The organism is Enterococcus sp. CR-Ec1, from assembly GCF_002850555.1.
Lineage (GTDB): Bacteria > Bacillota > Bacilli > Lactobacillales > Enterococcaceae > Enterococcus_D > Enterococcus_D entomosocium.
The window spans coordinates 2,360,537-2,375,876 of record NZ_CP025223.1; the positions used below are offsets into that span (position 1 = coordinate 2,360,537).

At 46.0% G+C, this 15,340-nt stretch carries 14 protein-coding genes; all 14 read right to left on the minus strand.

Features of this window, described 5'->3' with window-relative positions; translation table 11 throughout:
• Positions 1–137: 137 nt before the first annotated feature.
• A complete protein-coding gene (locus tag CXM95_RS19005) occupies positions 138–2,003 on the minus strand; it encodes a pectate lyase-like adhesive domain-containing protein (protein ID WP_233499044.1) in 1,866 nt (621 codons plus the stop codon).
• A 21-nt stretch (positions 2,004–2,024) separates the two neighbouring features.
• The gene (locus CXM95_RS11435; protein WP_005235123.1) at positions 2,025–2,651 is read right to left on the minus strand and encodes a hypothetical protein; all 627 of its coding nucleotides are present in this window, start codon (positions 2,649–2,651) and stop codon (positions 2,025–2,027) included.
• The gene (locus CXM95_RS11440; RefSeq protein WP_061054312.1) at positions 2,644–3,267 is read right to left on the minus strand and encodes a hypothetical protein; all 624 of its coding nucleotides are present in this window, start codon (positions 3,265–3,267) and stop codon (positions 2,644–2,646) included. Before CXM95_RS11440 ends, CXM95_RS11435 begins: the two co-directional genes overlap by 8 nt.
• 2 nt (positions 3,268–3,269) lie before the next feature.
• Positions 3,270–4,316, minus strand: a complete 1,047-nt coding sequence (gene pilM / locus CXM95_RS11445; protein WP_086299321.1) for a type IV pilus biogenesis protein PilM — start codon at positions 4,314–4,316, stop codon at positions 3,270–3,272.
• Between the two features lie 108 nt (positions 4,317–4,424).
• Complete coding sequence (locus CXM95_RS11450; RefSeq protein ID WP_101699178.1) at positions 4,425–5,177, minus strand: prepilin peptidase; 753 nt, start codon at positions 5,175–5,177, stop codon at positions 4,425–4,427.
• Positions 5,178–5,236: 59 nt separating this feature from the next.
• On the minus strand, positions 5,237–5,752 hold the full coding sequence (locus tag CXM95_RS11455; RefSeq protein WP_101699179.1) for a type II secretion system protein: 516 nt from the start codon (positions 5,750–5,752) through the stop codon (positions 5,237–5,239).
• 75 nt (positions 5,753–5,827) lie between these two features.
• Positions 5,828–7,039, minus strand: coding sequence for a type II secretion system F family protein (locus CXM95_RS11460; protein WP_086299320.1), 1,212 nt, complete (start codon positions 7,037–7,039; stop codon positions 5,828–5,830).
• A 3-nt stretch (positions 7,040–7,042) separates the two neighbouring features.
• Entirely contained in the window at positions 7,043–8,353 is a 1,311-nt protein-coding gene (locus CXM95_RS11465; RefSeq protein ID WP_101699180.1) for a type IV pilus twitching motility protein PilT, read from the minus strand.
• A 91-nt stretch (positions 8,354–8,444) separates the two neighbouring features.
• On the minus strand, positions 8,445–10,019 hold the full coding sequence (locus tag CXM95_RS11470) for a GspE/PulE family protein (protein ID WP_223347100.1): 1,575 nt from the start codon (positions 10,017–10,019) through the stop codon (positions 8,445–8,447).
• Between the two features lie 14 nt (positions 10,020–10,033).
• On the minus strand, positions 10,034–12,082 hold the full coding sequence (locus CXM95_RS11475) for a phage head-tail adapter protein (protein ID WP_101699181.1): 2,049 nt from the start codon (positions 12,080–12,082) through the stop codon (positions 10,034–10,036).
• Positions 12,069–12,755 (minus strand): PulJ/GspJ family protein, encoded by a 687-nt coding sequence (locus tag CXM95_RS11480; RefSeq protein WP_101699182.1) that lies wholly within the window; start codon positions 12,753–12,755, stop codon positions 12,069–12,071. The genes CXM95_RS11475 and CXM95_RS11480 overlap by 14 nt, the downstream gene beginning before the upstream one ends.
• Positions 12,756–12,798: 43 nt before the next feature.
• Positions 12,799–13,494, minus strand: coding sequence for a type IV pilus modification PilV family protein (locus tag CXM95_RS11485; RefSeq protein WP_086316324.1), 696 nt, complete (start codon positions 13,492–13,494; stop codon positions 12,799–12,801).
• Positions 13,495–13,519: 25 nt separating this feature from the next.
• A complete protein-coding gene (locus CXM95_RS11490; protein WP_016610400.1) occupies positions 13,520–13,843 on the minus strand; it encodes a hypothetical protein in 324 nt (107 codons plus the stop codon).
• 38 nt (positions 13,844–13,881) lie between these two features.
• Positions 13,882–15,336: a hypothetical protein gene (locus CXM95_RS11495; RefSeq protein WP_101699183.1), complete on the minus strand. Its 1,455-nt coding sequence runs from the start codon at positions 15,334–15,336 to the stop codon at positions 13,882–13,884.
• Positions 15,337–15,340 lie beyond the last annotated feature (4 nt).

Sequence of the window (15,340 nt, forward strand, 5' to 3'; positions counted from 1 at the left end):
TCACCTTGTGCATGAAAAACCGAAGTTCCACTGCCATCAAGAGGAAATTGAATGCCTTGTCGACCAGCCGTATCTGAGCCATTACTGGCAGTAATGGTGGAATCAGCAGATGGGTCAAATTCTCGTTCTTCATCATTTTACTGATCAAATACGGCAAAACCTGTTTCATCAATATAGATGCCATCATCTGCCGCAGTTCTGGTGCCTGCATGGTTAAAGATATTCAACTGACCGGCTGACTCCACATAGAACTCGTTGTTCCGCCCGTACATCCGCACTGCAGCCGCATTTCCGTGGTATTTGACGATATTCATTTTCCCTTGGTCGGCAAGCACAAAGGTCTGTTCCCCGACTAAGCGAAACCGCATAACTGAACCATACTCATGATGTTGCCCATCACCAAACATATTAAACTGCGACCCTTCCCCAGTTACCGTCACATTGCCGCCGAGTTTGGTGGTCGATCCCGCTTTTGAAATTTGATTGACAAAAGCAGTGGTTCCTCTCGGTACACCACTCGTGGGAGCAGGCGCTCTAGAATAGGAGTTTACGACCGCACCACCAGAAATAATCGTACGAGAAAACTTATTTTGCGTTTCATCCCGTTGTCCAATCAAGGAAATGATTGCGCCGTTCGCTCCCGCTAAATTCATTTGTGACGAGGCATTTAAGACCGTGCCTTCTCCATCGACTTCAAAAATCACCTCGTTAGTACGTCCTTCGAGATTTGCCCAAATTGCTTGCCACTGGACACTATAGAGATCTACTTTGGAACCCTTATTGACCCGAAACGAGGTTGAGATATTATTGTTGTCTGGTCGGAGCCGAAAAATCGGCTGCGTATTTGAGATCTTGACATCCGCCTCATCTGTGATCAAGACACTTTTGACATTAAAGCTGCCAGTATCTGAACTGTTGCCCGCGGCTGGGTTCCTGTGAGCCACCCAATGGAACGTTCCGCGAATCTCGAGATTTCCTTGTTGCAAATAAAGGAAATTATTGCCTGTACTTCCCTCTAGCACACCACTTTTTGCCTCGATATTTTCTATTTTGACCGTCCAAAAAGCTGAGGCTGCCAACGATTGTTGATAGATCAACGCGTTTAATCCTAGATTGTTTCCCTGAAAATCGATCGTCATATTTTTCAACTCAAAGACCGCTGGCTGATGATCATGGGTAGTCGTCAGTTCAAAGAAACGTCCAGTAGGATTCGTGCTATAGTTTGGTGTCCCGTTCGTGTTGAAACGCTTCGGTGTGGTTAAGGTAAAGCCATTCCCATCGATGGACACCGACCGATCCAACGCTGTTAAACGATTGTTGGCCTCATCCGTATAATCAGCGGTAATGTCAGCGAGAAACACGATTTCAGAGATCGATGAATCACTAAAAGCATCCCGCAGCGCTTGATAGTCCGAAACTTCGGCACGCTCTCCTTGCGTCACCCGTTCTGAAAGCAGTTCGACTGCCGCTGACTCATTGGTTTCCTGCTGCTGAATGTCAAGCAAGGCTACTTCTTCTACAGCCTTGTCAGCTTCCAATCGCAAGGCTTGTCGTTCCTCGAGAGAAGGCGGAGCGATTTTTTGCAGCGTCCGATTTCCCCGCTTAAGGACAAATTCGATGGCTTCTTCTTCTCCTAAAGAAACTGGTAATGCCAAGGACAACGTTTCTTCCGTAGGCGCCACTTCGATCGCCACACCATAAACACCCTCTTGTTCAGCTGGATGCAAGGTCGCTTCCTCAAGCTCAAGCATTTCAAACATTTCTAATGACACCAGCGCTTCATGATTTGCCATCAAGAAAAGCGTCTCGCCAGCGGCTTGTTCCGATTCGATCGTCAATACATATTGTCCTGTTTCTGGGTCAAAGTGACCGGACACTTCATAAGAATTGCCACCATGGATAGCAAAGACCGCATACAAGATAGAAATTACGATAAAGCCCCCTAATGCAGCGGTAGCCAATTTGATTTTCGAGACAGTCGCCAGAACAGTAAATGATTTCATCTAGGCACCCCTTTCCTTTGATTACTCCAACAGTTCTTGTCCCGTTTCAAAGCTCGATAGATAATACAGCTTGATAACGACACTTGCCGAAAACGCATCTGCTCCTGACGTATTACTTCCTTGCCGATATTCGACTGATTCCACTTTTAAAAAGCGATTCAGGTTTTCCATCCGATCAATAAAACGCACGATTCCTTCATTCGTCTCACTCAGGAGGTCAAAGCCGATCCTTGTGACCCGAAATTGCGTAGCCAAAGGATTGTCACCGGTCTGATCCGCCAGTTGTTCTGGTGTAGGGTAAAGCATCTCTTCATTAAAGGTCGATTGCAAAATCGTGATCGGCAATTCCGTTTCAAGGGCAGCGAGATCGGTAAAATAAGACTCGATCGCCATACCATTGGGAATGATTGGCACCTCATTGACCGTCTCTGAGGAAAGAAGGTCTGGTTCCGCTTGCAGGTAGACCAGCTGTTCCTGAATGTCACGGATCTCAGCTTCGATCCCAGCTAATTCCTGAGCCAATTCGATCCCTTCGGCACGTTTGGGATTCAGTAAAAATAGCCAGAAAATGAGTACTGAGGTAGCGAGAACTAACGCAATTACCGCGGAGATGATGATGTGTTTTTTGGAGAAAAAGACTTTAGTCATCCGCTTCCACCTCGCTTTCCTCTTCGCTCTCTTCACTGATCACTTGTGGTGCAGCGATTCGTGAGAGGTAGACAGTGATGCGCCCATCTTGCGGCGTTGAACTATGAGAAAAAGATTGATAAGTCACATGATGTACCCAATCAATTGCTTCAAAAGCCGATTTAAGGCGAATCAGACTTTCATAAACATCTCCTTGGACCGCCAAGTTCACCGAAGGAAACAATGGTGTGCCGTCTTGGGCTGTTTCGGACATTGTCCCCTCACCATTTAGCAGCAAATTATACGAATTGATGGTCACATCGATCCCTGATGCCACTTCCTCAAAGGTTTCCATAATGGGAGCCGTGAAATATTTCTCTTGCTTTTGCAGGACGATGAATTCTTGTAGCTCTTGTGATTTTGATGCCAGCATCTCTTCTAACTGACGCTGGAAAACGATGCGCTCTGCTTGACTAGACATGATACTGCTTTGATTATTGGTCACCAGCCTTTGATAATACCAAAAGCCTAACCCACAAACCCCAACGACTACTAGCGAAAGGAGAAGCGAAACCGAAAGAATGACTTCAAACGCCCGATTACGGATAAATTTATTAGGCAATAGATTGATGTTCATGGTTACACCTCTTTCGTCGCTAATCCCGCAGCCAAGATATAGCGGTCGGGAATTTTTTTCTTGCTGGTTTCACTTACTTTTGCGGAAATCGTTTTGACCGGCAAAGAAGACAACTCATGAAATATTTCTTGGACTTCTTTCCGCAGCATTGGATGACCGCCGACTAAGTAGATTTTTTTCAATTCACAATCAGGCGAGATTTCCTGATAATAGTAAGCAATCACCGAATTCAAGGTTTCTGCTAACCCTTCCAGTGCTTGGATCTCCGCACTTTCCCTAAAGTTCACTTGCACAGATTGGGCTTTTTCAATATATTTCCAGTTGGCTTGATTATAATCTTCATACTGCACGTAAGTCGGCACCAATTCTTCAAAAAAGGTGATATTAGCGATGCCAGCATCTAACTCGACCAGCACGAAATTTTCACTCCAGTTGATCTGTCGCTGAAACATGCGACTATACGCCAGAAAACTGCAATCGACGCCCATCAACTGATGGCCGCCTTTTTTCAATGTATCGCCTAGTTGAATCAAAATCGGCTCTGATGTGACCACGACTGGCACATTGCCATTGATGGTAAACCGATTCCGCTGGATGACCACAGCTTGCGGCTCTGCTTTTTCTTCCTTCTTGCTTGCTTTTTTCTTTTGTGCTTTTGGTGCTTTTTCCTTGTTGCCTTTACCAAGGATCAGTAGATCAAAAATCGGGTTTTCAAAAGGCAAAGAGATGGACTCCCCCAATTCAAAATACAAGTACTCGCGAATCTCTTTTTCCGAGTTCATCTTACCGATTGGGATCTGTTTGATCAGCAGACGAGAATTTAGTGCCGTGATCACCACACACATCGTGCGTAATCCCAAGCGTTTGGCAATCTCATTGAAGGCGGCTTCAAGACTATCAGGATTGCGCAGCTTATCATCTTTAAAAATCGTACCATTCACAACCAGCTCGCCGTATTTGAGACGGTCACCTTTTTTGGTACAGTAACGGATGCAGTTTTTTTGGATGTCGATCCCTACTAAGCGGGGAATTGTTTTTTTGCCAAACATACGAGGACCTGCTTTCTTCTTGTTGGTTTTATATGAAGGAACCAACGTTATTTCTATGTACAACGCTTGCTTAGCAAATCAAGCAAACGCCAAGGTCAGCAACCCAATTCAAAGGAACCAGCCGCTGCCAAGATAAACCATGCCGGTATCAATGGCGATAAAGGGACCAAAAGCAATGTAGCGGCTTTTGACTTTGCCCCGTAGCATTTGGATCACGTAAAAGATCACTGCCAAGCAAGAAGCGACAAATAAAACGGTCAAGACTTGTACTGGGCCGATATACACGCCTAAGACGGCAAATAATTTGATATCGCCGCCACCCATGCCTTTTTTACTGAGCTCCGCTAAGATATACAATGGCAAGAAGCCAGCAAAGAAGCCAACGAGCCAATACCACCAAAATTCATTTTGCGGTTGGATCAACCGTAAACCGATCCCTCCGGCGAAAAAAGGGACTAACACTTTATTGGGGATCAGCTGATAGAAGATGTCGCTGGCAGAAATAATGGCTAATAAGGCTAATAAACACCAAGCGGCAATCACTTCAGCAGTGCCCCAAAACAGCAAGGTCGTACCCGTAAATAGCATGCCGATCAACACTTCATAAAGAAAAGCAATCAGCGGGATCTTTTTTTGACACTTACGGCACTTGCCTTTTAAAATAAGGTATGATAAAACTGGAATGAGGTCCCTTGCACCTAATGTCTGTTGGCAGTCATCACAGTGCGAGCGAGTCAGCAGGGATTCCTTTTTGGGAACCCGCCAACCAACCACTAGGAGAAAAGAACCTAGACACATTCCTATGATGAAAAGATATCCAATGATTAGGCCCATTGGGATCTGTTGCAAAATTTCGTTCATAAAAAACTCCTTTTTTCCTGGGGGTTGAGTTGCCATACACCTTAGGTCAGGTTAGTGACTTAAGGTCGTGTAAATAGATCATCTCGTGTTAAAGCATTGATTTGACTCTGACTATAACCAGCATTTGCTGCTCCCACAGGATCATTGGTTACTTGCCCTGCTCTCAAAACATCACCTGGAACAAACATTGTAAGTTCACCATCTGCTGAAACATAGAATTGGACTGTGCCTGGAGCATTTGCTGACACTGATGTCCACGCATTTGCACTCAACAAGCCGTCTTCAATCACATCTGCCAAATCAAAATTTGCTGCTCCTGCTGTTCCATTGTTTAATGTACGATTCGTTGATTGGTACAATATTGCTGCTGAAAATGCTTGTTGTACATCTGCAACAGCTGCATCTTCCCGTGAATTTTGAATCACGTTCCCAATCGCAATAACCCCGATCCCAGCGATGATCGCTAAGATAACGACTACTGCCAGCAACTCGACCAAGGAGAGGCCGCGCTCGTCTTTCAATAATTTATTCAATCGATTGTCCGTTGTTTCTTCTGATAAAATTGCATCAATCATAGTGTGTTTACTCCTCCTGTTTCTTCCATATATATTAAACAAGCCGTCTAGGTGGCTTGATAATACCAAAATTCATTACCCTTGGATCGCACCGAATAAATCGAACATCGGGATCATGATCGCCGCAACGATCAAGCCAACGATCACACAGATTATCAAGATGACAATCGGTTCCATGATCGTTTTCAGTCGCTTACTGGTTTCATCAACTTCTTTTTGATAGATGATACTCAATCGTTTCAGCATGTCCTCTAGGGAACCAGTACTTTCGCCAATCTCGACCATCTGGGTCACTAACATCGGGACCATCATGTTGCCACGAAAGATATCACTCATCTTGCCACCTTCTTCAATTTGAAAGGCACAATTATCGATGATTCGCTTGATGTATTTATTGGAAACGACATCCCGACTCATATTCAAGGCGGTCACCATACCGACAGAGCTGCTAAGCAGTGTCGACATGGTTGTCATAAATAATGAAAAACTATTTTTGGTGATCATATCGCCCACCAACGGAATACGTAATAGAAAACTTTGAAAAGCGAAATCGAAGGTTGGATTGCGTCGCGCGATCCACAGTCCGACGAAAAATCCGACGATCAAGACGGCTAAAACCCACCCTCTGGTCTGAAGGAACTCGCTGATCGCCATCGTTACGACGGTGATCGTCGGCAGATCCGCATCAAATCCTTCAAATACTTCCACGAACATCGGTACGATCATCACCAATAAAATGATCCCCACGATAAAGGTTAAAATCACTAAAATAATCGGATAGACCATCGCTGTGACGATCCCGCTGCGGTTTTCAGCGCTTTTTTCATAGTAATCCGCCATATCCTTCAAATTTCCTTCCAGTGATCCAGACATCTCCGAAACAGCGATGACACTGGTCAGAAGTGTCGGAAAGGCATTGGGATGATCTTTGTAGGCTTCTGAGAGCGGGCGTCCGCTATCAATCTCATCCCGAACTTCGCCAAGAATTTTCTTGAAATTCGGGTTTTTTTGTTGCTCTTCCAGCATTCGTGAGGCATCAACAATCGTGATCCCCGAAGCGATCAATGTCGAAAACTGGCGCAAATACCCTACCAGCAGTTTTAACGAAACTTTTGTAAAGAGTTGAATCTCTTTATTCGCCAAGGTTTCTGGCTGTTCGATCAAACTGTTGACTTTGATATGCTTTTGGCGCAGCTTTTGGCGGGCTTCAACGGAGGAATTGGCACGTAAGCTGCCAGAAAACGTTTCGCCTCGGACATTGGTGCCTTGATAGGCAAAGAGTGCCATCGGCTATTCGCCCCCTTCCTCCATCAAGTTATCTGCCACATCGGCATCGACCCGTTCCGCAGCAACGAGTTCTTCTAAAGAAGCGCTCATGGTATGCATGCCTTCGTTTTTTCCCATCTGCAGCATATTATGGATCTGGTGGGTTTTCCCTTGACGGATCAAGCTGGCGATCCCTCGGGTATTGAGCATCATTTCGGTTGCTGCTACCCGTCCGTTGCCATCGATCGTTGGCAGCAAGCGCTGGGAGAAGATCCCTAGTAATGCGCCAGCAAGCTGTGTACGAATCTGAGTCTGCTGATCGGCAGGAAAGACATCGACGATCCGTTCAATAGTCGCTGGGGCACTTGACGTATGCAAGGTTCCTAATACCAAGTGTCCCGTTTCCGCTGCCGTCAAAGCAATCGAGATTGTTTCAAAATCTCGTAGCTCCCCTACTAAGATGACGTCTGGATCTTGACGCAGGGCAGCTCGTAAGCCATTGCCAAAGGACATGGTGTCGCTGCCGACTTCGCGCTGGGCAACGATGCTTTTTTTGTGGTTATGGATGTACTCAATCGGGTCTTCCAACGTCAAAATATGCGTCTTTTTGGTATCATTCAAATAGTCCAGCATCGCAGCCAGTGTCGTTGATTTCCCTGAACCGGTCGGCCCTGTAACTAAGAACAAGCCTTGGCTTTTATGGATCAGAGTCCGCAAGACGGTCGGCATACCGAGTTTGCTTAGCTTCGGGATCTCGATGGGGATCTGCCGCAAGGCGATCGAAACGGTATCTTTTTGGCGGAAAATATTGACCCGAAAGCGACAGATGTCGCCTAGTTCGTAGGCCAAGTCGGTCTCGCCTTTTCCCTTGAATTCCTCCCATTGCCGTTGGTTGCAAAGGATTTCGGCAATGGCTTCGATGTCCTTGGTGTCGATGGTCGGAACCCCTTCGATCGGTAGCAAGTCGCCGTGGCGACGAAAAATCGGCGGTACGCCTTCGACTAAATGGATATCCGATGCTTTTTGTTCGACGGCGATCATCAACCAATGATCGATCCGCTCTTTAGGTGACATGGCAGCAAATTGCGCCGCTTCGTTGCGATTGACGCCCTGTGTACTGCTGGCAGTCGTCGTTTTTGTCACTGCTTGCCGTTCTGCTTTTTGAATGATCTCCCGCGTCGAGACAGATCGGTCTTGATCGCTCTGGCGACTGTGGGCACGTTTTTTTTCTCTCAGTTCACGATTTTCCCGAATGCGGGTACGGGTCGGAGCTGTTTTTTCTCTCGTCGCCCTTTTGGTTGCTCGCTCTTGTGTTGCCACTCTCGTTTGATCCATTAAACCAGCCCCTTTCTATGTGCATTTTCTTCTAAAACAATGTATGTAGTTCTCCGGTGATCCCTGGATCACCGATAAATCAATCAGCGCCTCACTCTTCTGCAGCGACCACCTTCAAGACTTCTTCGATGGTGGAAAAGCCTTGTTGCACTTTGTCTAACCCATCATCCAACAAAAAGCGCATCTTTCGTTCCTGAACATAATCCATCAGCTGGTCGTTGGTCGCTTTGTTCGTGATCATCCGGCGCAGCTTAGCATCGATCGTCAACAGCTCTTGGACGGCCATTCGCCCTTTGAATCCTGTATTGCCACACTTTGGACAGCCAACGGGTTGTGCCAGTTCCGTGACCGTGATGCCATAGGATTCAAATAACTGCTTGTCCTTGTCGCTGGCTGGTCCTACTGTCTTACAAGAAGAACAAAGGGTTCGGACGAGCCGTTGAGCTAAGATGCCTTCTAACGCATTGGCGACCAGAAACGGTTCTACCCCCATATCGACTAAGCGATTGATGGTACTGACGGAATCGTTGGTATGCAGGGTGGATAATACCAAGTGCCCGGTCATGGAAGCCCGAATCGCAATCTCCGCCGTTTCGCCATCTCGAATCTCTCCCACCATCACGACATTAGGGTCTTGCCGCAAGATCGATCGTAACCCAGCGGAAAAGGTCAAACCGACGTTGCTGTTGACTGCCACTTGGTTGATGCCTTGCAGCTGAAACTCTACTGGGTCTTCGACGGTGATAATATTGATCTCCGGCGTGTTCAACTCTTGCAGCGCCGCATACAAGGAAGATGATTTCCCTGATCCCGTCGGCCCAGTGACAAGAATGATCCCGTGGGGTTTATGCAAAATCGCTTTAAAGGTTGCCAATACCTTCGGTTCAAAGCGAAACTCATCTAGGCGCCGAATGCCACTGGAGCGATCCAACACCCGAATCACGACTTTCTCCCCATGAATGACAGGTAAAACCGAGACCCGTAAATCAACCACGTTGCCCCCGTTACGAATCATTGCCCGACCATCTTGTGGCACACGTGTTTCGGTGATATCCAAGGAGGAAATGATTTTCAGTCGTGAAGTAACACCAGTCTGAATACTCTTAGGCAAGTTTTCATGGGTGCGAAGCTCCCCATCGACCCGTAAGCGGACGACTAATCCTTTTTCTTGGGGATCGAAATGGATATCACTGGCGCCCCGATCCACCGCATCTTGCAGCAGGGTATTGACCAATTTGACAATCGGCGAATCATCTAATTTTGAGTCGCCTTCTGGGTCGATGGTTTCAACGAGAGAGTCGCTCAAGCCATCCAAACTGATCTCAGAAGGGTAATCGCGAACGATCAGTTGTTGGATATCGGCATTGTGGGCTTTTTGCGGACGAATCAATAACCCAGTGATTAAACGCATTTCATTGATCGCCGCATAATCCCCAGGGTTTGCCATCGCAACGGTCAAGCGGTTGCCTTTTTTTTCTAATGGAAAGACGCTGTGCTGTTTGGCAAACGAGCGGGGGATCAAGGACAAAACCTCTGAGCTGATCTCTAAGTCAAACAGGTTGCCTGTTTGTGTTTTCTCAGCAGTGGTTGAACTTGTGGTGTTCTCTGACTTTTTGAGAGGCCTTCTAGGTTTTCTACGTGGCGTTCTTTCACTTGATTGCGGCAACTGGCGCCCTCCTTTCAATAATCGAGTTTGTTGATATAGTCAAACATTCGTGTAACGGTTAAATATGCTTCATCATCAGACCACATGTTTCGATCCAAAAAACTTCTGAGGATCGTTACCTCCCCCGGTTGCGCCTGACTTTCAAAGTCGCGGACGCGATAATTGACGCCTAATTGTTGCAGTTGATTTTCTAGTTCCACCTGGTCATCCATATAGTAAGGTACAAGAACGACCGTTCCTTCAAGACGACGGTTATGAGCCCCTGTTGCTAAAAAAGTCGGGTCAAATAATGCCAAATCTGGCAGTATTTCCATGACAAAGGTCGACTCTCTATCCACAGCTAAATGAAAGGGTTCAACGCCTGTATGACCCAAGATCAGCTGGGCACCATTTTTTAAGGTGATTTGATTCCAATACGCTGGATCTTCATAATAAGAATCAAAAACCGCTGAACTGCCGGCTTCTGCTAATGCCAATCTACGAGCAGTTTTCGGCGCATCGATAAATGAAAGCCCGTGAACCTCCATTATGGTATTGCTGCCATCCAATGTGATTCTTGACGGGTCATGGGGCACTGTGAATTGATTTTGATTCTGAAAATACGAGAAATCATCGATTGTTCCACCACTAGGCATCATCGTATTCGTCAGCATAAAATCACCATAAACAGTAATCCTTCGTTCCGTATCTTCGGTACTATGCACGATCGAGCCTTCCGTGACTGGTCCCGCATAAAAATTGCTGCTCGTCAGAACCATCGACGGCTTCATAAACGTCAAACTACCATCTGCCGCAGGATTCTGTTTCGTGGCTTCTCGATGATAAAAATTAAAATAATTGCTATTTAATTCGCCTAACCCAGTGCCCGCATCCGGTGAATTTACGGAAACATTTAGATGGCCTTCAGCAAAGAGAACCCCTTCTTGCTCAACTCTCGAAGCCGAACTATTGGTGTTGTTGATCCATACGTTTCCAGCAAGGATATCCGTATATGCTTGTGAGAGGACCAAGCGACTGCCAGCTCGACTGCCCAAATCGATATACATTCCTAAACCGGCTTGCAAGAAGATGTCTTTGATCACGTTCAACCCGTTACTAGGCTGTCCGCCATCATTCTGGATCGCAAGCAGACTTTTTGACGAAAATTGCCCGCTTCCCTGTCCTTCCATCTGGACCCCATGATTAAAGAAAAAGGAACCATCGAAATGCAGCCAATTAAGAATCGGCTTTGTTCGAAAATCTAAAAATCTGCCGTCTTGAAAATCTTGCAGGACATTGTTGGCAAACCCGAATTGCAAGAAGTCATCCGATTCAAAAGCGAGATAATCAAACGATGGACGTACGCGTTGAAAATCGGCGACTTCAAACAATTTTCGAACCCAAGTATCGGCGGATACAGCTTGCCCTGCTGTAGAGGGTAAGTAATAGGGATAAAAAATGTTTCGCCAAATATCCAGCTGTGTTTGTCTTTGTTCGAGGTCTTCTTCTTCAAGCTGCATTTCATAGATATATTCGGCAGAAGCTGTATGTACTCGCGGTTGCCCTTCAGCCAATTGCGTCTGATCCGTGACTTGCGATTGAATTTGAATAATGATTTGAAGATTGGTTTTATCTGGCAGCATCGAGGCGGATTGGATCCATCCTTGCTCCCCACCAGATTTGGTCATTACATAAGGGGCGATCTCATTATATTCATAGTCAACGACAGAGGAGGTAAAAGAAAATTTATCATCGATGGTCTCATTCACATCGACTTCGTCCAGCACAAATCTCAATTCGTTATCTAGATGGTCTTGCCAGTCATTATTATTAGAATAGAAGCCGCCATTCTGCATGGTTCGAGTGATGAAATCATCTATTCTCAGTTTTAGCTCCTGAGAAGCGAGTTGAAAGGAATATTCGTGTACATCTTCCACTCGACGGAAGCTATCTATCGTTCGAATTTGTGAATTGACATTTCGAGCAACAAGGAAGACCAAGCCAATCATCAAAGAGGAAAGAATGATCGCCGCGAGGGCATAAATCAGCGCAAAACCAGCTTCATTTTGTCTACCATCTTCCATTCCCGGGTACCCCCCCTCTTGCTTTCTCATTGTCACGATAATTGATCGTAAATTCTCGTTTATAGATAATCTGCTTGTGGTAATCAGTGACCAGATCCTCCATCTGCCACCAGCCAGTCAAATCATCATAATAATCCGCAAAGTTGATCGTTTCCGTGTAAAATAAAACGAAAAACTTGGTCTGGATACTGAACGTATCGCGATAATTTGGCGTATAGTGATGGGTCAACGTCGCTTCATTCTCATTTTTTTGTTGAATGATCTTTAACTTAATCGTAGGATCTTTCGTATCATAGACTCTGGCACGAATATTGTTGGTATCTGTGATATCCGTCACAACCATTCGCGGACTGCCCTCTTCCGTAATCGTTGCCCCTAAGGTTCCTTCAGGCATTGTTTTGACAATATGTTCCTCGTGGAAAAGAAGACTATCATATTTTCCTAAATACCCCGCATGTTCATAGATACCATCAATTTTGGCGATTTGGTCTGCTTGCGCCAAGATTTCATTCGCTATCCCTTGAAAGGCAGCAATTCGACCTTGACGAACAGAGGCTTGGACGATCAAAAAGAGTGTCCCAGAAAAGAGTGCAATGATGATGCCGAATATGACCATCGCCCCTAACAATTCGACAAGCGTGATTCCTTGCTCATCCTGTAATCGATGCTTCATCTGCCCCCCTCCTTTGCAACTTCCGAAAGAACAGTCAGCCCTTTCAATAGTCTACTACCCAATGCAGATACGTTTCTGTCAAAAATGCGCCCGTTTGTTTATCGAAGACCTGAATAATAAGTCCGAGCCCGAGCTGACGACGGTCGTAACTGTCTTCTCGCAGTCCATGTCTGGGGTCTTCGCGAATGGAGACCTTGACCAAATAGTTGGTGGTTTCTTCATTCTCCGACAAGTACGTTCCCATATAGAGGCGATTTTCTTCCGAATTTACCAAGGGCTGCGGCAAATGAGCGCCAGAATGATCGTATACCACCTTGCGAATAAATCGGCCCCGATTGAGATCATCTACAGCAATCGGGATTTCTTCATACATCGGTTGCCCTTGCGCATTGTATTGAATCCCTGAATTATCGAGGACCAAATGGTGTCGGCGAACTTCTGAGGGATCATCTGGATCGACCATCATCCAAGAAGGTCTAGCCGTAAAGATCCCGATATTCAAATCCGCCAAGTCTTGAGTCTGTGCCCGGTATATTAGCCATTCCTTGACATCATCTCGTGCTGCGATGGCCTCTTCCATTCGGGTATTGTAGCTAAGGATCAGGTTGTTTTGGATGATCAGCATGGCGATCATGACCATTGCGATCCCGAGAATGACGATCGCTCCAAGGATCTCAACAAGGCTGAACCCTGATTCATCAAGTACTTTATGTGCTTGTCTGCCTTTTTTCAGTTTCATCACCTGCTTTTTGCCTAGCCCCCGATCAAGGAGAATCCTTTTCTTCTAGCTGGTTGATACTTGTATCTGGGTCAAGAAAAGATAATTTGCTAAGGGTAAACCCCCAGTGAATCAGTTTATTGAAATCAGGGTAATCAGCTAATGGAATACTTTTTTTGGCTTTGCGTGTGATGCGGATTCGTTCCCTGATATAATGATACCTTTCTTCTTCAACCAGTCGCTGAATCTCGGCGATCCCTTTTTCAACATCAGGATCTTCGACATTCGCTTGCATATATTGTTGGTAGAAATAATCCAAATACTTCCCGTATTGAAGAAAATAACGGTATTCAATTTCTTCAATGACCATTTTCACGTGAATCTCTCCTTGACTTATTTTCTAGCAACTTATTGAAGTGAGTGCAAATGCCGATAGATGATCGCAGTGGCACTCTCTGGCCGATCATTGTCTAACTGAAAGACCTCCCTTAATGATTGTCGATCAGAAGCCTGAATGACTTCGACTTTCGGTAAAAGTTCGTAGGCAAGATGGCTATCGTCTGCGACACTTGTATCGATCATCACTTGTTCGATCAGTGAACGGGTGACGCCATAACCGTCTTCACTTTGATAGGATCGGTCCAAAGGGAAACTATAATAAAACCAGCCATCATCGGGATTATAGATCCAAGTATTTCGATCGATCTGACGGTAATCGCTCAAAGAGCCGAATTCGATCATGATGGCTTCTGAGTCGATCTGGGCGGGACTTTCAGAGACAAAGCTGCTTAGCGTTTTCACCGATTGGGTCGGATACAAGCCAGCAGCATCGGGAAACGTACTGATCATCTCTGGCAATTGAAAGGCACTGCCTAACCCAGATTCTGTCGTCGTGTAATCAAATGACGACTGATCAATCGTTCCCTGTTCTCCGAGATACGTGAATCCCGTAGGTTCTTCATTGGTGGAAAAGGGGCTGGCTAGCTGCGACTCCGCCCAGTTTCGAACAAAATAACGATACCCTTCAAGATAATAACTATAGGTCAAGTTGGCTGCTTCAAAGGTCCACTCAGCAACCGGATCAGCAGGATTGAGCAGCAGCAGTTCCCCACTCATTTTCTGCATGACCGGTCGTTGGTTCCGTCGAAAGGAATAGCTGAAGTGAGCTTCGACAAGGACCGGTTCTTGCCAGAGATCTGGCGGACCATCGATCAAGTCTGATGACGGTTGCTCCTCCATTTCTTCGTTGCCTTCGGTGCGATCGTAGAAGTTCTCAGGATTTCCCTGTTCTTCAGCGTCTAATTCCCCCAATAGCTCCTGCATCTCTTCACTATCGAAGGCATCCAAGGGAGGCGTGGGTGCCAACTCTTCGATCGTCTCATCGCTGATCCAAACCATCACTTGACCATCAAGAGCATTTCCAATGAGTTCTGGGATCTGCTGGGTCACGTTCTGATACCCTCTTGCTAAAATCTCGTTTTCATCAAAGCGAGACAGTACTGGTAATAAGTCTGGCGCATCACTCGCATCTGCCGCCTGCTCAAAGGCTGCTTCCTCACTGTCTGGCGCGATATAGCGCAGCACTTCTTCAAAGCTTGCTCGGACAAAGACTGGCACTTCACTAGCGTTCATTACCCGAACGGATCGTTGGATCGTCGTCCCTGTAAGGGTCATTCGTTCCTGCCATTCTTCCAAAATCTCGATTTTTTCGAACACTTCATTTTCATCCGCTAATCGACGAATATGAATAGACTGATTATTCTGCCAAATCAAGATGCTAAGCAACAAAAGAAAGAAAAGCAGACCCGCGATACTATTTCTTAACACTATTTTTTTTTGCACCCTTGTTTCCTCTTTTCTCAAGTAA